We start from the raw sequence: 13,621 nt of genomic DNA on the forward strand, positions 1-13,621 counted from the left end.
AGGGGCCGGCTTCAGATCACGCTCGGCCCGTATGGCCTGGCGTCGTCGAATTCCACGACCTCGTGAAAGTGTGTGTAGTCGATGGTGCTCACGCCGTTCACGTCGCTCATCAGATCGACGTAGCGGTATTGCCAGCGGATTTGCGCATCCGACCAGATATGGCGCGCCTGCATGGTCTGCGCGGTCGACTCGTCCGAACCTTCGATCACGACGTGCAGCGCCGCGCTCTGGTTCGCGAGCATGTCGGGCGTGGCGCCGAACAGCGGGCTCGATTCGTCGATCACGTGCATGAGGTTCCAGCCGAGCGTGAAGAGCGGATGCTCCGAGCGCACGAGCTTGAGGTCGTAGATGCGCCGAGCGGTGTAGCCGTCCGACGAGGTTTCGACGCGGATCAGGCGCAGCTTCGCCTGCGCTTCGGCAATCACGTTCTGGCGCGCGTTGGCGGCGCGCGCCATCAGCGTCAAGCGGCCTTCGATCGGATGCACGACCACCTGGTTCGCAAACAGGATCTTGGCGCGCGGGCGCGAGAAGCGCGCGAACACGAGCCCCGTGGCCAACGCGACCCCCGACATGCCGACGAAGATCTCGAGCGTCGCGACGAGGTGGGCATAGACGGTTTGCGGATGCATGTCGCCGTAGCCGACCGTCGCGAGCGTCTCTACGCTGAAGAAGAAGGCACCGAGAAAGCCTTGCGGAAACTGGTTGGCGATGGGCGCCTCGCCCAGCTGATAGAGGCACGCGAAGAGGCCGTTGAGCAGCACGAAGAGGCCGGCGAGCGAGGCGAAGAACGTGAGCCAGCGCATCTGCAGCGCGAAGTGATAAAAGTCGCGCCAGGTCTGCACGGGCATGCCGTAGACGAGAATTTTCCGCGCGCCGAATTCCAGTGTTCGCGCGGTGCGGCGAGGGGCCTCTTCGGGTTTGGATTTGGGTTTGGGCGTGGCCGATGCCGACGCCGACGCAGGGGATGCGCCTTTGCACAGCGTGTCGGTCGAGGTTTCCTCGGGCTGCACATTCGCCGCGTTCGCGGGCGGCGCGTGGGCGGCGGAAGCGTCCTGTACGGCCTGCATGTCGGCGCCGGCATTTTCGCAGGCGTCGCGCCCCGGCATTTCGGATGTCATGGTGGTCCCTTCTTCAGGGGGAGCGAAATGAGGAGGCAAGCGTAGCAATCCCGGAGATGCAGGACAAGCGGCCGAGCGCGCAGCGCTCCTGTGCGGGATCAAGCCGGGTTCAAGCCAGGTTCAAGCCAAAATTCGGATGCGTGCGGCGCGAGTGCGCCGGTCACGGAAATGCGTGCGGCTTGGGAATGCCAGCGCCGTGCTCGATGTCGGCGATGGCCTGGCGGCGCGCGGCATCGACGGCTTCGGCGGAGGCCTCGAAGCCCGCGTTGCCGCCAATCGTGACCCATGGCTGCACGGGCTTGTCGCGGTGCGTGATCTGGTATTCGGCGTCCCAGCGCGCGCCCTGCAGTTCGAGCGGATGCACGTGGATAGCGTAGACGCCGTAGAGAAAGAGTTGTTCGGCCATGTTCGTCTCCTGCCGGCCGGAGCAAGCGCGCTTTGGCGTCATGGCTGCCGGCCGAAGAGGACCGCTGGGGACAGGATCGCCGCCCCGCGCGGTTCGAGATTGCCTCTCTTGCGCCTTACAGTTCGAGTTCGCCGAGAATGCGATGCGCGAGCGCCTTCGCTTCTTCGAGCGCTTCCTCAGGCGTGCCAGAGGCGCTCTCTACTTCGTAGATGGCGTTCTCGAGCTCCTCGCCGTCGTCGCGCGCCAGGGAGACCAGGCCTTGGTACTGGCCGGCGTTCATGGGCCGCACGGAGGCGACTGCCGTATAGATCCCCTTGGTGTAGCTGACGTCTTCCATGGCGGGCTCCTCGTGAAAGGAGCTTCCATGCTAGCACGTTGATTCTTCGCCTGCGGGGCACGCTCGTGACGCTGACAAGGCGCTTTCATGTCAGTGTTGCGCCGCGCATCGCGCGCGGCGCGGGTTGGGCCAGTGCGTTAATCCGCGAGTAGCGCGACGACCTCGTCGAGCGTGGGCGAATGCGCGCCGGGCCGGCGGCACGCGGCGGCGCCGGCGGCGAGCGCGAACGCCAGATGCTGGCGCCACTCGCGCCGCGGCGCGCTCATCAGGCTGAAAAGCAGCCCGCCGATGGACGCGTCGCCCGCGCCCACCGTATCGGCCACCTCGACGCGCGGCGGGGCCGCTTCGATCACCGCATCGCCGGCATAGAGCGTCGCGGGCTGCGAGCCGCGCGTGACGAGCAGCGTCGCGGCGGGGTTCAGCGCACGCATCGCCGCGATGGCCTCGGCTTCGCTCTTATCGGCGAACAGCATGCGCAAATCTTCGTCGGACACCTTGATGAGGTCGGCGAGCGCGGCCATGCGGCGCAGGATCGGCTCATAGCCGTGCGCCATCAGATTGCGGTAGTTCGGGTCGAAGCTGATCTTCACGCCGGCCTCGCGCAACTGCGCCGCGAGCGTCGCGAGCGTTTCGCCGAGCGGCTGGCGCACGAGGCTGATGCAGCCGAAGTGCGCCCACTTCGCGTGCGCGCGCCAGCCTTCGGGCAGCTTCGCCGGATCGAAGGCGAGGTCGGCGCTGTTCTCGCCGATGAAGTAGTACGCGGGCGGATGCGTCTGGTGCACGATCGCGAGCAGCGGCGCGCGCTCGACGCGCTGCATGAAGCGCATGTCGAGGCCGGCGGCGACGCTCGCGTTCCAGAGCTCGTCGGAGAAGTTGTCGGTGCCGAGCGCGCCCGCGCATGCGGTTGGCAGGCCGAGGCGCGCCACCGCGCGCGCCACGTTCCAGCCGGCGCCGCCGGGATGCGCGCGCCAGTGCGAATCCATGCCCGGCGCGCTCGACGCGTGCGGCGCGCCTTCGGGCGCGGGAGCGCGCACGAGATCGGTGAGGATGTCGCCCGCCGAGATGAAGGCGGGGAAGCCGGACGAGAAGTCGGGGCCAGTGTTGCAGGTGCTCATCGCTTGTTCCTTCTCAATTCCTTCGCTGAGTCTTCGCTGATGCTCAGGCGTTGCCGTCGGTGCCGGTGGTGCAACTGGCTTGCGCGAACGCCGCTTCGCTGCCTGCCGCGGTGCCGATGACGGGCGCCATGCCACGGCCCGGCAAGGCGTTCAGGACTTCGTAGCATGCGCCCATCGTGTGGTAATCGGTCTTGCCCGCAGGGCTTTTCTCGTCACTGTACTTGCGGTTGTCGCAGGTGAGTATGCGGTACCACGCGCCGAAACGATGATCGACGAAATGCGCCCAGCTGTAGCGCCAGATCTCGTCGTGCCAGTCCCAGAAGCGCTCGTTGCCGGTGCGCTTCGCGAGCAGCGCGGCGGCGGCGAAGGTCTCGGCCTGGACCCAGAAGTACTTGTCGTGGTCGCACACCGTGCCGTCCGGGCCGAAGCCGTAGTAGAGCCCGCCGTGATCGTCGTCCCAGGCGTGCGCCATGGCCGCGTCGAACAATTCGATCGCGCGCGGCAGCAGCCACGGCAGCGGACGATGGCGCTCGAGAATCATGAGCAGCTTTGCCCATTCGGTTTGATGCCCTGGCTGGAAGCCCCACGGACGGAAGATGTTCGAGCTGTCCTCTTCGTTGTAGTGCCAGTCCACCGACCAGTCGGCGTGAAAGTGCTCCCACACGAGACCTTGCGAGAGCTTCGCCTGGCGCAGCGTGATGTTCGATGCGACGCGCTCGGCGCGGTCGAGATAGACGAGGTGGCCGGTCGCCTCGTAGGCGGCGAGCAGTGCCTCGGTGGTGTGCATGTTCGCGTTCTGGCCGCGATAGCTCGACACGATCCAGTCGGCGCTGGCCTCGTCGGCGTAGAGGCCCGCCGCGCCGTCCCAGAAGCGGTGCTCCATGAGCTCGAAGGTGGCGCCGATCATCGGCCGGGCTTCTTCGATGCCTGCCATCGCCGCGTGCGCATAGGCGAGCAGCACGAAGGCGAGGCCATAGCAGTGGCGCGTGGCGTCGAGCGTGCGCTTCTTGCCGTCGCGCCAGTCGATCTCCCAGTCGTAGCCCTCGTGATGCGGATCCCAATGGCCTTCGCGCAGGAACTGCAGGCCGTGGCGCGCGTATTCCAGGTGGAGCGGGTCGCCGAACTCGCGGTACGCCATCGCGTAGTTGAAGACGAAGCGGCAACTGCTCACGAGGTGGCGCGAGTGGGCGTTGTAGATCGAGCCGTCGTCGCGGAAGTAATGGAAGAAGCCGCCGGTGCTGTCGAACACGTTGGGCGCGTAGAAGCGCAGCGTGTCCTCGAGGTGGCCGAGCAGGAACGCGCGGTCGCGAAAGCTCGCGACCGCGGGCGCGCCCGCAGCGGCTGCCGGGGCAAGCCTGGCCGGTTGGGAAGAGACCGCGTTGGAAGGCTTCGTCATGGCTTTCTCGTCTGGGCTTGGCCTGGCGTGACGGCTGACCAGGCTTGGAGTGGATTCTGCAGGACGGCTTCGGCGGGCGGCCCGGTCCGCGACAAGGTGCTTGCCGCCGCCTCGGTGCGTTCGCTGGCGGCGGTGCTCGCGCGCTCGATGAGCCGCACGGGCAGCACGATTTCGTTGGCTGCGGGCGCTTCTTCGAGCAGCAACTCGACGCCGCGCCGCCCGAGCGCTTCCTTGTCGACGGCGATGGTCGAGAGCGCGGGCGCGGCGTGCGACGCGCCGGCAATGTCGTCGAAGCCGATGATCGCGATGTCTTGCGGCACGCGCAGGCCGGCGGCCTGGCACACGCGCATGGCGGCGAGCGCGGCGGCATCGTTGTAGGCGAACACGGCGTCGGGCAGCGGCCCGCGCACGCTATGCGCGGCGTCGAGCAGACGCTGCATCGCGAGCGCCGCGCCGGTGTCGGGATCGAGCCCGCCATCGATGCAGGTTTCCAGCGACGGATCGAACAGCAGCCCCGCTTCGAAGAACGCGCGCCGATAGCCGAGCGCGCGCTGGGCGATGCTGTAGTGCGCGAGCGAGCCGCCGATGAACGCCACGCGCCGGCGCCCCTTGCTGAACAGATGATGCATGGCGAGCGCCGCGCCCGCCGCGTTGTCGATGTTCACCGAGCGCAGGCCCTGCGCCCACAGGTCGATCAGCACGAGCGGGCGATGCAGCGCGACCAGCGCGGCGAGCGTCTCGGGCTCGACGAAACCGGCCACGGCGATGGCGTCGGGCGCGTGCAGGCGCAGTTGCTGGATGGTGTCGTCGGCGGGACCGGCGGTGAGCAGCGCGGGCACGATGCCGTGCTCGCGGCAGGCGTCTTCCACACCGTGCAGGACGTGCGAGAAAAACGGGCTCGCGGCGAAGTTGTTGTGCTGGCGGTGCAGCAGGAACGTGAGGCGGCGGATGCGCGGGCGCAGTTGCCCGCAGTCGTAGCCGAGCGAGCGCGCGACTTCGACGATGCGCGCTCGCGTGGGCTCCGACAAGCCCGGTTGGTTCTTCAGCGCGCGGGAGACCGTGCCGATCGACACGTTGGCCGCCTGCGCGACGTCACGAATGGTTGTCCCCATGGTTCCTGTGCGCGCTTGCTGATGCCGCGCGGCACGCGTGCCGCGATATGGCCAGATGTGCGGCGATTGTATAGTAAAAATATGGCCGTGCAACCTTGAAATGCCGTATAAACCGCCGGTAAATACCCGTAATTAGGTGAATAAACGTAAATTTAAATGTTTAGTAAAAACAGCTAAACAGACCGCGGGAACGTCAGTTGCGCACTGCCGCAGGTCATTGCTTTACCCGGAGGGTCCCTTGCGCGGCATATCCCTATTGCTATTTTTGGTCCTGCTTCTGGTTGCCTCCGTCCCTGCGTGGCCGTACAGCCGTACATGGGGCTACGGGCCATCTGGCACCGTGGGCGCCGGGGTGATCGTCATGTTGTGGCTCGTGTTGACCGGGCAGGTCTAGACGCGCATTGCCATGTTTCCCATGCAAAGGCAAAGAGGCCGGCGCGGATCACTCCGCGCCGGCCTCTTTGATTGATGCGCCGGTGGTTTCCGGGCGCCGCTTCGCCTGCGGCTTGTCGATTACTGCCTTCCTCCCGCCACTGCCCGCTCGCCGCGCGCCGCGCGCGACTCGTCGCCGGCTTCGGCGTGCTCGACGCTCATGTCGCGGGCGCCCCAGCGCTGCGCGAGCGCTGCGCACACCATCAGCTGGAGCTGATGGAACAGCATGAGCGGCAGCACCACCGCGCCCACGGCGTTCGAGGCGAAGATCACCTTGGCCATCGGCACGCCGGACGCGAGGCTCTTCTTCGAGCCGCAGAAGATGATCGTGATCTGGTCGGCGCGGGAAAAGCCGAGCTTTTTGCTCGTGAACATGGTGGCGCCGAGCGCGAGCGCGAGCAGCACCGCGCTGATTACCACCAGGCCGCCGAGCGCCGCAATCGACGTATGGTGCCAGAGCCCCTGGTTGATCGCCTCGGAGAACGCGCCATAGACCACCAGCAGGATCGAGCCCTGATCGACGAACTTGAGCACGCTGCGGTTGCGCTCGATCCAGCGGCCGATCACGGGCCGCAGCAATTGCCCCGCGACGAACGGCACGAGCAACTGCAGCACGATGTTCCAGACCGTATGCCAGGCCGATGTGCTGCCCGCGGCCTGGTTCGTGACGACGAGACTCACGAGCGCGGGCGTGACGAAGATGCCGATCAGGCTCGACGCCGATGCGCTGCACACGGCGGCGGGCACGTTGCCGCGCGCGATCGAGGTGAACGCGATGGACGACTGCACGGTCGAGGGCAGCGTGCACAGGAACAGCACGCCCATGTAAAGCGTGGGTGTGACGAGCGGCGAGAGCACGGGCTTGAGCGCGAGCCCAAGCAGCGGGAAGAAGATGAACGTGCTTGTGAGCACGACGATGTGCAGACGCCAGTGCGTGGCGCCCGCCACGATGGCTTCGCGCGAGAGCTTGGCGCCGTGCAGGAAGAACAGCAGACCGACCGCGACGTTGGTGAGCCAGTTGAAAGGCTTGGTGGCCAGGCCGTGCACGGGCAGCAGGCTGGCGAGAATCACCGTGCCGATCAGGCACAGCGTGAAGTTATCGGGCAGGAATTTCGGACGAACCATCGATCAGTCTCAAGTGCGCACCACGGCGCACTTTCATTCGGTCCGGGCGCCACGGGAGGAATCAGGGCCTCTATTGTCGGCCCACCGCGATTGAAAAAGCAAATTCATTTGAAGAATCGATTAATGATCGTTTTGCATGAGAGGGCGGCTTTCAGAAACAGCCGCCATGGTGTGGCCGACGCGAGACAAGTGGGGGCGAGCGGGCATTGGCGCCATTCATTCGTCATGCAAAACACCCGGTGCGAAACGCAGCGCAGCGAAGGCGCGCCCGTTGCCAGCAAAGCCCCGCTGGACGGGCTTCCGGCAGCTTGGGCGAGGCTGCTCGCAAGCATGAAATACTCCCGCACGTCATGTCCCCAAAGACCAAAAAATCGTGCAGTAACATGGTGTTACAACCCTTCCGAGGGCATAACATTTTTTGGCTCGACACCCTTTCAGGACGCCCATAAATTACCGTCAAGGAAGAGTCAAAAACCGTTGCGGCAGCAATTGTTGCGTGACACATACGCTTCCCGGAACGGCTCGCCATGGCCCGAATGGCGTTAAGCCATGCTGAACGTCGGGCAGGTGATCGACACACAATGCGCGCAGGGTTGTCAAAGATTGGACAGTGGGGCTTGGGGGCCGGATTAGCGGCCCTCGTTGTGTTCGCCCATGTCCAGCCTGCCCTGGCCGGTCATGGTGGCGGCGACTTTCATGGCGGCGGCTTTCAGTCCGCGCCCATGATGCGCGGAGCTTCGCGCCCGGCCATGCCAATGCAATGGGGTAGCCCGCGTGGCGGCAGCGCGGGTTACGGCCGCGCGCCAGGCGGACATTACAGTGGACACTACGGCGGCGGGCCGATGCGCGTGGCCGACCAGGGCGGCTGGCGCGAGCGTCAGGGCGCTCACTCGCAGGAGCGCCGTGCCGGCGGTTTCAACAGCAACCCCTATGGCAATGGCTTCGGCGGCTATCACAGCCCGATTCAGCCCGTGAGCGCGGAATCGCGTCAGGTCCCTCGTCCGCCGGCCGATTCGCCGGTACGCGCCGGCTCCATTCGCGAAGACGTCGCGCGCTACAACGAAGAGCGCAGCACGTTCCGCCCATTCCAGCGCGGCGGCGGCGAGGTCCCGCGTCCCCCGATGCCGGCGCCTTATCGCAACTAGGGCCGCTACCCCCGCTTTTCACGCAGTTCTCCAGGCATCTTCTGCCGCTTCCCATTGGCGCTTTTCGCGCGCGCTGCAGGCAGCGTCGATCAAATCGGATCCCGCATCAGCCCAATCGACCGTCCGGACGGCGTGTCCGGTCGATATCGCTCGCTCCTGCGAGTCTCAAAACTGACGCGTGGATACCACACTTTTTCGGAAATTTCTCGTCATACCATACCCTTTCATCATCAAATCCTGGCTTCATGAGGATGGTGCCCGGACGGCGGAGCCGCAGAGCAGCAAAAAACGGGCCGAAGTCCAGTCCACGCGGGTGTCCGGCCTGGCGCCGGCGTTGCCGCGCCCTGGCAAAACGGCTGCTGGAACCGGTCGAACCGGGGTTTGCCGACAGCAAACTATGCGGATCGATATACCGACGATAACAATCGATATTTTTGTCCATCAATCTGGTCCGCAAAGATGGTCCCGCCCAGAACGGCGACGCCAGCGAACGGCGACATAACAAACGGTTTGCACGAGCGCCAAAGCCGCCAACCAATCACTTTTTTGACAAAGAGACAGGAGAACCCATGAAAAAAGCCGTCAGCCGCGCGCTGCGCACGCCTCTCAAGGCGGGTGTCATTGCCGCCATGCTTGCCGCCGCATCGTCGTCGGCATTCGCGCAGTCGAGCGTCTCGCTCTATGGCCAGGTCGACGAATGGGTCGGGGCCACGCGCTTCCCGGATGGCAAGACGGCCTGGAACGTCGGCGGCGGCGGCATGTCGACGTCCTACTGGGGCTTGAAGGGCGCTGAAGACCTGGGCGGCGGCTATAAGGCGGTCTTCAAGATGGAAAGCTTCTTCCGCGCGCAGAACGGCCAGTTCGGCCGGTTCCAGGGCGACACCTTCTTCGCACGCAACGCGTATGTCGGCATCGAGTCGCCGTTCGGTACGGTTGTGGCGGGCCGCGTGACGACGCCGCTGTTCATCTCGACGATTCTGTTCAACCCGTTCGTCGATTCGTACACGTTCTCGCCGATGATCTTCCACACGTACCTCGGGCTCTCGACGTTCCCGAGCTACACGACCGACCAGGGCGCGGTGGGCGATTCGGGCTGGAACAACTCGATCCAGTACTCGACGCCGAACTTCAACGGCCTGTCGGGCACGGCTGTATACTCGCTCGGCAACACGGCTGGCCAAAACGGCAAGAAGAAGTGGAGCGTCCAGGGCCTGTACTTCAATGGCCCGTTCGCCGCCACGGCGGTCTGGCAATACGTGAACTTCAACAACACGCCGGGCGACATCGGCAGCATCGTGAGCGGCGATACGGTCATCCAGGGCCTGCGCAGCCAGAGCATCGGCCAGGTGGGCCTGTCGTACGACCTGAAGTTCGTGAAGTTCTTCGGCCAGTACATGTACACGAACAACAACAGCGACCTCAACAGCTGGCACGTGAATACGGCGCAGGGCGGTGTGACGGTGCCGCTCGGCACGGGCACGGTGATGGCCTCGTACGCGTACTCGCGCGACAGCGGCGGCCTGAACCAGACCCGCTCGACCGCGGCGATCGGCTACGACTACCCGCTTTCGAAGCGCACCGACGTCTACGCGGCCTATATGTACGACCACTTCGACAACATGTCGTCGGGTCAGACCTACGGCGTGGGCCTGCGCGCCAAGTTCTAAGCGCCCCCGAGCTGACGCCCATAAGGCAGAAACCCCGCGCTGTCCGCAGCGCGGGGTTTTGTTTTTTTGAGCGGCATGCACAATCCTGGGGACGGGTTTTTGATGAATTTGAATTTGGCGAAAAGGGCGGCGTGATGGATACCCTTGTCAGCATGAAAGTGTTCCGGCACGTGGTGGAGGCGGGGAGCTTCGTGGCGGCGGCCGAGCGCATGGACATGTCCGCCGCCATGGCGAGCAAGCACGTGATGCATCTCGAGCAGCAGCTCGGCGCGCGCCTGTTGAACCGCACGACGCGCCGCGTCGCCCCCACCGAGGCGGGCCGCGAATACTACGAGCGCGTGGCCCAGGCGCTCACCGAGCTCGACGAAGCAGGCCAGGCCGTGGGCGCCGCGAGCGTGGTGCCGCAGGGGCGCCTGCGCGTGTCGTCGCTCACGGCGTTCGGCCTGCGCCACGTGATGGGCGCGGTGGCCGATTATGCGGCCGGCTTCCCGCAGGTCACCGTCGACATCACGCTCTCGGACCGCGTTGTCGAGCTGATCGACGAAGGCTTCGACGTGGCGATTCGCGCGGCGCCTTCGGGGCTTAAGGCGTCGTCGCTGATCGCGCGGCCGCTCGCGACCGCGCATATCGTGCTGTGCGCCGCGCCCGAGTATCTGCGCCGCCACGGCGTGCCGAAGAGCGTCGCCGATCTCGCGCAGCACAAGTTCGTGCATTACGCGGGCGCCTCGGCGGCGGAGCTCGCACCGTTCGCGGAGGGCGGCGCGCGGCAGGTGCGGTCCAAGCCCGGCGGCAATCTGATCGTCAATCACCTGGAGGCGCTGCGCGTGGTGCTGCTGCAGGGCGGCGGGCTCTCGATGCTCGGCACCGAGGTGATCGGCGACGACATCGCGCAAGGCCGCCTCGTGCCGCTGCTCGTCGATGCGCTGCCGCCGCGCGAGCTGCCCATCTATGCGGTCTACGCGAGCCGCCGGCACTTGTCGGCGAAAGTGCGCTCGTTCGTGGATTTCCTCGCGGAGCGCTTTGGCGAGCGCCCGCTATGGCCAGGCGTCGAGGAGATTCGCGAGGCAGCGGCTCGCGCGGCTGCGAACGGGAAGGCGTAAACAGGCGGCGCGCGCCCGACGCCGCCGCAGAGTTTGCGGAATCAGCCGGCCGCGTCAGCGCGCGATCCCGATCCCGAGCCGTGCGCGGGTCTCGTCGTACTCGCTCTTCAGGCGCGCGACGAGTTCGGCGACCGAGGGCACATCGTCCATCAGCCCCACGCCCTGGCCCGCGCCCCAGATGTCTTTCCAGGCCTTGGCCTTGTCGCCGCCGAAGTTCATCTTCGATTTGTCCGACTCGGGCAGCGCGTCCGGGTCGAGCCCCGCGTTGACGATGCTCTCGCGGATGTAGTTGCCGTGCACGCCCGTGAACAGGTTCGTGTAGACGATGTCGGCGGCCTTGGCTTCGAGGATCGCGTGCTTGTACCCTTCCACGGCATGCGCTTCGCGCGTGGCGATGAAGCGCGTGCCCATGTAGGCGAGATCGGCGCCCATGGCCTGGGCGGCGAGGATCGAGCCGCCATTGGCGATCGCGCCCGAGAGCACGATGGGGCCGTCGAACAGGCGCCGCACTTCGCCCACCAGCGCGAACGGCGAGGTCGTGCCAGCGTGCCCGCCCGCGCCCGCCGCAACCAGAATGAGGCCGTCCACGCCCGCTTCGAGCGCCTTGCCGGCATGGCGCAGATTGATGACGTCGTGCAGCACGACACCGCCGTAGCTGTGCACGGCGTCGAGCAGCTCCCTGGGCGGCGCGCGCAGGCTCGTGATGAAGATCGGCACCTGGTGGTCCACGCACACGCGCACGTCGTGCTCGAGCCGCGTATTCGACTGATGCACGATCTGGTTCACGGCGATCGGGCCGATCACGGCGTCCGGGTTCGCGGCCTTGTGCGCGGCGAGCTGCGCCTGGATCTGCGTGAGCCATTCGTCCAGCCGTTCGGCGGGGCGCGCGTTGAGCGCCGGAAACGAGCCGACGATGCCGGCCTTGCACTGCGCGAGCACGAGCTCGGGGTAGCTCACGATGAACATCGGCGCGCCGACGACAGGCAACGAGAGGTTCTGCAAGACGGCGGGCAATGCCATGGCGAGGTCTCCTGGCAAGTCGAGGGAGTGTTCGGTTTCTAGCTTTTCGTGCCCGAATTTGCGATGGCGCATTGCGCCCCCCTCCTACAATACCCTGAGACCAACAAATAGACGATGGAGACGCGACATGCCGTTCGACGGATACACGCCTTTCACCGTTCGCACCGCGGATGGCGTTGAGATTCACGGACTCCGTGGCGGCGAGGGGCCGCCGCTGCTGCTCCTGCACGGCCATCCGCAGACGCACATGATCTGGCATCGCTGTGCGGCGGATCTCGCGCAGCACTTCACGGTGATCGCCACCGACCTGCGCGGCTACGGCGCGTCGTCCAGGCCCACGAGCGACGCGAGCCACGCGGCCTATTCGAAACGCGCGATGGCCGCCGACCAGGTCGAGGTCATGCGCCACTTCGGCTTCGAGCGTTTTCTCGTGTGCGCGCACGATCGCGGCGCGCGCGTCGCGCATCGCATGGCGCTCGACCACGCCGACGCCGTCGAGCGGCTGATGCTGCTCGACATCGCGCCCACACTCGCGATGTACGAGCAGACCAATCGCGAGTTCGCCACGCTCTATTTCCACTGGTTCTTCCTGATTCAGCCCGAGCCGCTGCCCGAGGCGCTGATCGGCGCGAATCCCGACGCCTATATCGAGCGCGTGATGGGCAGCCGCCATGCGGGCCTGGCCCCCTTCGCGCCCAAGGCGCTCGGCGCTTATCGCGCGGCGCTGCGCCAGCCCGGCGCGGTGCACGCGATGTGCGAGGACTACCGCGCTTCCGCGACCATCGACCTCGACCACGATCGCGCCGATATCGAGCGCGGCCACAAGGTCGCGTGTCCGCTGCGGGTGCTGTGGGGCGAGCATGGCGTGGTCGAGCGCTGCTTCGAGCCGCTCGCGGAGTGGCGCAAGGTGGCGCGCGACGTGAGCGGCCGCGCGCTGCCGTGCGGCCACTACATTCCCGAGGAAGCGCATGAGGCGCTCGTGGGGGAAATCCTCTCGTTCTTCGAGGCGACCGAGCGTCAGGAGTGAGTGCGTCGCGCGCCGCGCCGACGCGTTCAGCCGAGCGGCGGCAGGCGGCGCGCCACGGGTGTGGACTTGACGATGGCGGTGCTGGTTTCCGCGCGCTCGGTGACCTTGTTGAGGATTTCGTCGAGCTGGTCGATCGAATGCAGATAAAGCCGGGCGATGAAGCAGTCGTCGCCGGTGACCTTGTCGCATTCGATGAACTCGGGAATGCGGCGGATCACTTCTTCGACCAGATGCAACTGCCCCGGCAGGGGCTTCACGCGCACGATCGCCTGCAGCGTATAACCGAGCGCGCGCGGGTCGATGCGCACGGTGTAGCCGCCGATCACGCCCTGAGCTTCGAGTCTGCGCAGGCGCTCCGATGTGCTCGGCGCGGAAAGCCCGATCTGGCGGGCCAGGTCGCTCACGCTCGCGCGGCCATCTTCGGCGAGCGCGGCGAGCAACGCGCGGTCGATCTCGTCGAGCGCGATGGGCGCAGGCGCGGTGGGGCGTTTGTTCATGGATTCACCTGCATGTTCGCTCGCATATTTGTTTGCCAGCCTTCGATTCGATGGCAATTCAATCTATCGACCTTAGTTTAGCCATGTATTCCGCGCTTCGTGCTGAGTAAACTTTCAGGCAGAT

General features: G+C 66.1%; 15 protein-coding genes. 5 read left to right on the forward strand and 10 right to left on the reverse strand.

Translation table 11 applies throughout. The annotated features are described in order from the left end of the window. Positions 1-11: 11 nt before the first annotated feature. From P5W99_RS01075 to P5W99_RS01100, 6 genes are all read right to left on the reverse strand, one after another. Positions 12-1,118 (reverse strand): ion channel, encoded by a 1,107-nt coding sequence (locus P5W99_RS01075; protein WP_421022804.1) that lies wholly within the window; start codon positions 1,116-1,118, stop codon positions 12-14. A gap of 160 nt (positions 1,119-1,278) precedes the next feature. Beyond that, on the reverse strand, positions 1,279-1,524 hold the full coding sequence (locus tag P5W99_RS01080; protein ID WP_213297956.1) for a hypothetical protein: 246 nt from the start codon (positions 1,522-1,524) through the stop codon (positions 1,279-1,281). 115 nt (positions 1,525-1,639) lie between these two features. Next, positions 1,640-1,861, reverse strand: coding sequence for a hypothetical protein (locus P5W99_RS01085; RefSeq protein ID WP_421022806.1), 222 nt, complete (start codon positions 1,859-1,861; stop codon positions 1,640-1,642). Positions 1,862-1,998: 137 nt separating this feature from the next. Continuing rightward, on the reverse strand, positions 1,999-2,976 hold the full coding sequence (locus P5W99_RS01090) for a carbohydrate kinase family protein (protein ID WP_421044607.1): 978 nt from the start codon (positions 2,974-2,976) through the stop codon (positions 1,999-2,001). Positions 2,977-3,019: 43 nt separating this feature from the next. Beyond that, positions 3,020-4,372, reverse strand: coding sequence for an AGE family epimerase/isomerase (locus tag P5W99_RS01095; protein WP_421022808.1), 1,353 nt, complete (start codon positions 4,370-4,372; stop codon positions 3,020-3,022). Further along, positions 4,369-5,484, reverse strand: a complete 1,116-nt coding sequence (locus P5W99_RS01100) for a LacI family DNA-binding transcriptional regulator (protein WP_421022809.1) — start codon at positions 5,482-5,484, stop codon at positions 4,369-4,371. The genes P5W99_RS01095 and P5W99_RS01100 overlap by 4 nt, the downstream gene beginning before the upstream one ends. Before the next feature lie 136 nt (positions 5,485-5,620). Here P5W99_RS01100 and P5W99_RS01105 point away from each other — a divergent pair, with 136 nt between their 5' ends. Continuing rightward, a complete protein-coding gene (locus P5W99_RS01105; protein ID WP_421022810.1) occupies positions 5,621-5,878 on the forward strand; it encodes a DUF3309 domain-containing protein in 258 nt (85 codons plus the stop codon). 119 nt (positions 5,879-5,997) lie between these two features. Here P5W99_RS01105 and P5W99_RS01110 read toward each other — a convergent pair whose 3' ends face one another. Then, on the reverse strand, positions 5,998-7,041 hold the full coding sequence (locus P5W99_RS01110; protein WP_421022811.1) for a bile acid:sodium symporter family protein: 1,044 nt from the start codon (positions 7,039-7,041) through the stop codon (positions 5,998-6,000). A gap of 749 nt (positions 7,042-7,790) precedes the next feature. On the opposite strand from P5W99_RS01110, the gene P5W99_RS01115 reads away from it, so the two are divergent. Beyond that, the gene (locus P5W99_RS01115) at positions 7,791-8,186 is read left to right on the forward strand and encodes a hypothetical protein (RefSeq protein WP_421022812.1); all 396 of its coding nucleotides are present in this window, start codon (positions 7,791-7,793) and stop codon (positions 8,184-8,186) included. A gap of 106 nt (positions 8,187-8,292) precedes the next feature. Here P5W99_RS01115 and P5W99_RS01120 read toward each other — a convergent pair whose 3' ends face one another. Further along, on the reverse strand, positions 8,293-8,628 hold the full coding sequence (locus P5W99_RS01120) for a hypothetical protein (RefSeq protein WP_421022813.1): 336 nt from the start codon (positions 8,626-8,628) through the stop codon (positions 8,293-8,295). Positions 8,629-8,755: 127 nt separating this feature from the next. On the opposite strand from P5W99_RS01120, the gene P5W99_RS01125 reads away from it, so the two are divergent. Both P5W99_RS01125 and P5W99_RS01130 read left to right on the forward strand, forming a co-directional pair. After that, entirely contained in the window at positions 8,756-9,853 is a 1,098-nt protein-coding gene (locus P5W99_RS01125; protein WP_421022814.1) for a porin, read from the forward strand. Between the two features lie 134 nt (positions 9,854-9,987). Beyond that, complete coding sequence (locus tag P5W99_RS01130) at positions 9,988-10,953, forward strand: LysR family transcriptional regulator (protein WP_421022815.1); 966 nt, start codon at positions 9,988-9,990, stop codon at positions 10,951-10,953. Positions 10,954-11,007: 54 nt separating this feature from the next. On the opposite strand, the gene P5W99_RS01135 is transcribed toward P5W99_RS01130, so the two are convergent. Further along, complete coding sequence (locus tag P5W99_RS01135) at positions 11,008-11,973, reverse strand: NAD(P)H-dependent flavin oxidoreductase (protein WP_421022816.1); 966 nt, start codon at positions 11,971-11,973, stop codon at positions 11,008-11,010. A gap of 127 nt (positions 11,974-12,100) precedes the next feature. Here P5W99_RS01135 and P5W99_RS01140 point away from each other — a divergent pair, with 127 nt between their 5' ends. After that, positions 12,101-13,000 carry an alpha/beta fold hydrolase gene (locus tag P5W99_RS01140; protein ID WP_421073438.1) on the forward strand — a complete coding sequence of 300 codons (900 nt, stop codon included), beginning with the start codon at positions 12,101-12,103 and terminating at the stop codon, positions 12,998-13,000. Positions 13,001-13,026: 26 nt separating this feature from the next. Here P5W99_RS01140 and P5W99_RS01145 read toward each other — a convergent pair whose 3' ends face one another. After that, positions 13,027-13,497, reverse strand: a complete 471-nt coding sequence (locus tag P5W99_RS01145) for an Lrp/AsnC family transcriptional regulator (RefSeq protein ID WP_434661558.1) — start codon at positions 13,495-13,497, stop codon at positions 13,027-13,029. Positions 13,498-13,621 lie beyond the last annotated feature (124 nt).

It is taken from the genome of Paraburkholderia sp. A3BS-1L (genome assembly GCF_051125215.1).
Taxonomy (GTDB): domain Bacteria; phylum Pseudomonadota; class Gammaproteobacteria; order Burkholderiales; family Burkholderiaceae; genus Paraburkholderia.

Excerpts from the sequence above, each read along its gene's own strand:
- P5W99_RS01075 (WP_421022804.1), bottom strand. The coding sequence starts at position 1,118 with ATGACATCCGAAATGCCGGGGCGCGACGCCTGCGAAAATGCCGGCGCC.
- P5W99_RS01080 (WP_213297956.1), bottom strand. The coding sequence starts at position 1,524 with ATGGCCGAACAACTCTTTCTCTACGGCGTCTACGCTATCCACGTGCAT.
- P5W99_RS01085 (WP_421022806.1), bottom strand. The coding sequence starts at position 1,861 with ATGGAAGACGTCAGCTACACCAAGGGGATCTATACGGCAGTCGCCTCC.
- P5W99_RS01090 (WP_421044607.1), bottom strand. The coding sequence starts at position 2,976 with ATGAGCACCTGCAACACTGGCCCCGACTTCTCGTCCGGCTTCCCCGCC.
- P5W99_RS01095 (WP_421022808.1), bottom strand. The coding sequence starts at position 4,372 with ATGACGAAGCCTTCCAACGCGGTCTCTTCCCAACCGGCCAGGCTTGCC.
- P5W99_RS01100 (WP_421022809.1), bottom strand. The coding sequence starts at position 5,484 with ATGGGGACAACCATTCGTGACGTCGCGCAGGCGGCCAACGTGTCGATC.
- P5W99_RS01110 (WP_421022811.1), bottom strand. The coding sequence starts at position 7,041 with ATGGTTCGTCCGAAATTCCTGCCCGATAACTTCACGCTGTGCCTGATC.
- P5W99_RS01115 (WP_421022812.1), top strand. The coding sequence starts at position 7,791 with ATGCCAATGCAATGGGGTAGCCCGCGTGGCGGCAGCGCGGGTTACGGC.
- P5W99_RS01120 (WP_421022813.1), bottom strand. The coding sequence starts at position 8,628 with ATGGACAAAAATATCGATTGTTATCGTCGGTATATCGATCCGCATAGT.
- P5W99_RS01125 (WP_421022814.1), top strand. The coding sequence starts at position 8,756 with ATGAAAAAAGCCGTCAGCCGCGCGCTGCGCACGCCTCTCAAGGCGGGT.
- P5W99_RS01130 (WP_421022815.1), top strand. The coding sequence starts at position 9,988 with ATGGATACCCTTGTCAGCATGAAAGTGTTCCGGCACGTGGTGGAGGCG.
- P5W99_RS01135 (WP_421022816.1), bottom strand. The coding sequence starts at position 11,973 with ATGGCATTGCCCGCCGTCTTGCAGAACCTCTCGTTGCCTGTCGTCGGC.
- P5W99_RS01140 (WP_421073438.1), top strand. The coding sequence starts at position 12,101 with ATGCCGTTCGACGGATACACGCCTTTCACCGTTCGCACCGCGGATGGC.
- P5W99_RS01145 (WP_434661558.1), bottom strand. The coding sequence starts at position 13,497 with ATGAACAAACGCCCCACCGCGCCTGCGCCCATCGCGCTCGACGAGATC.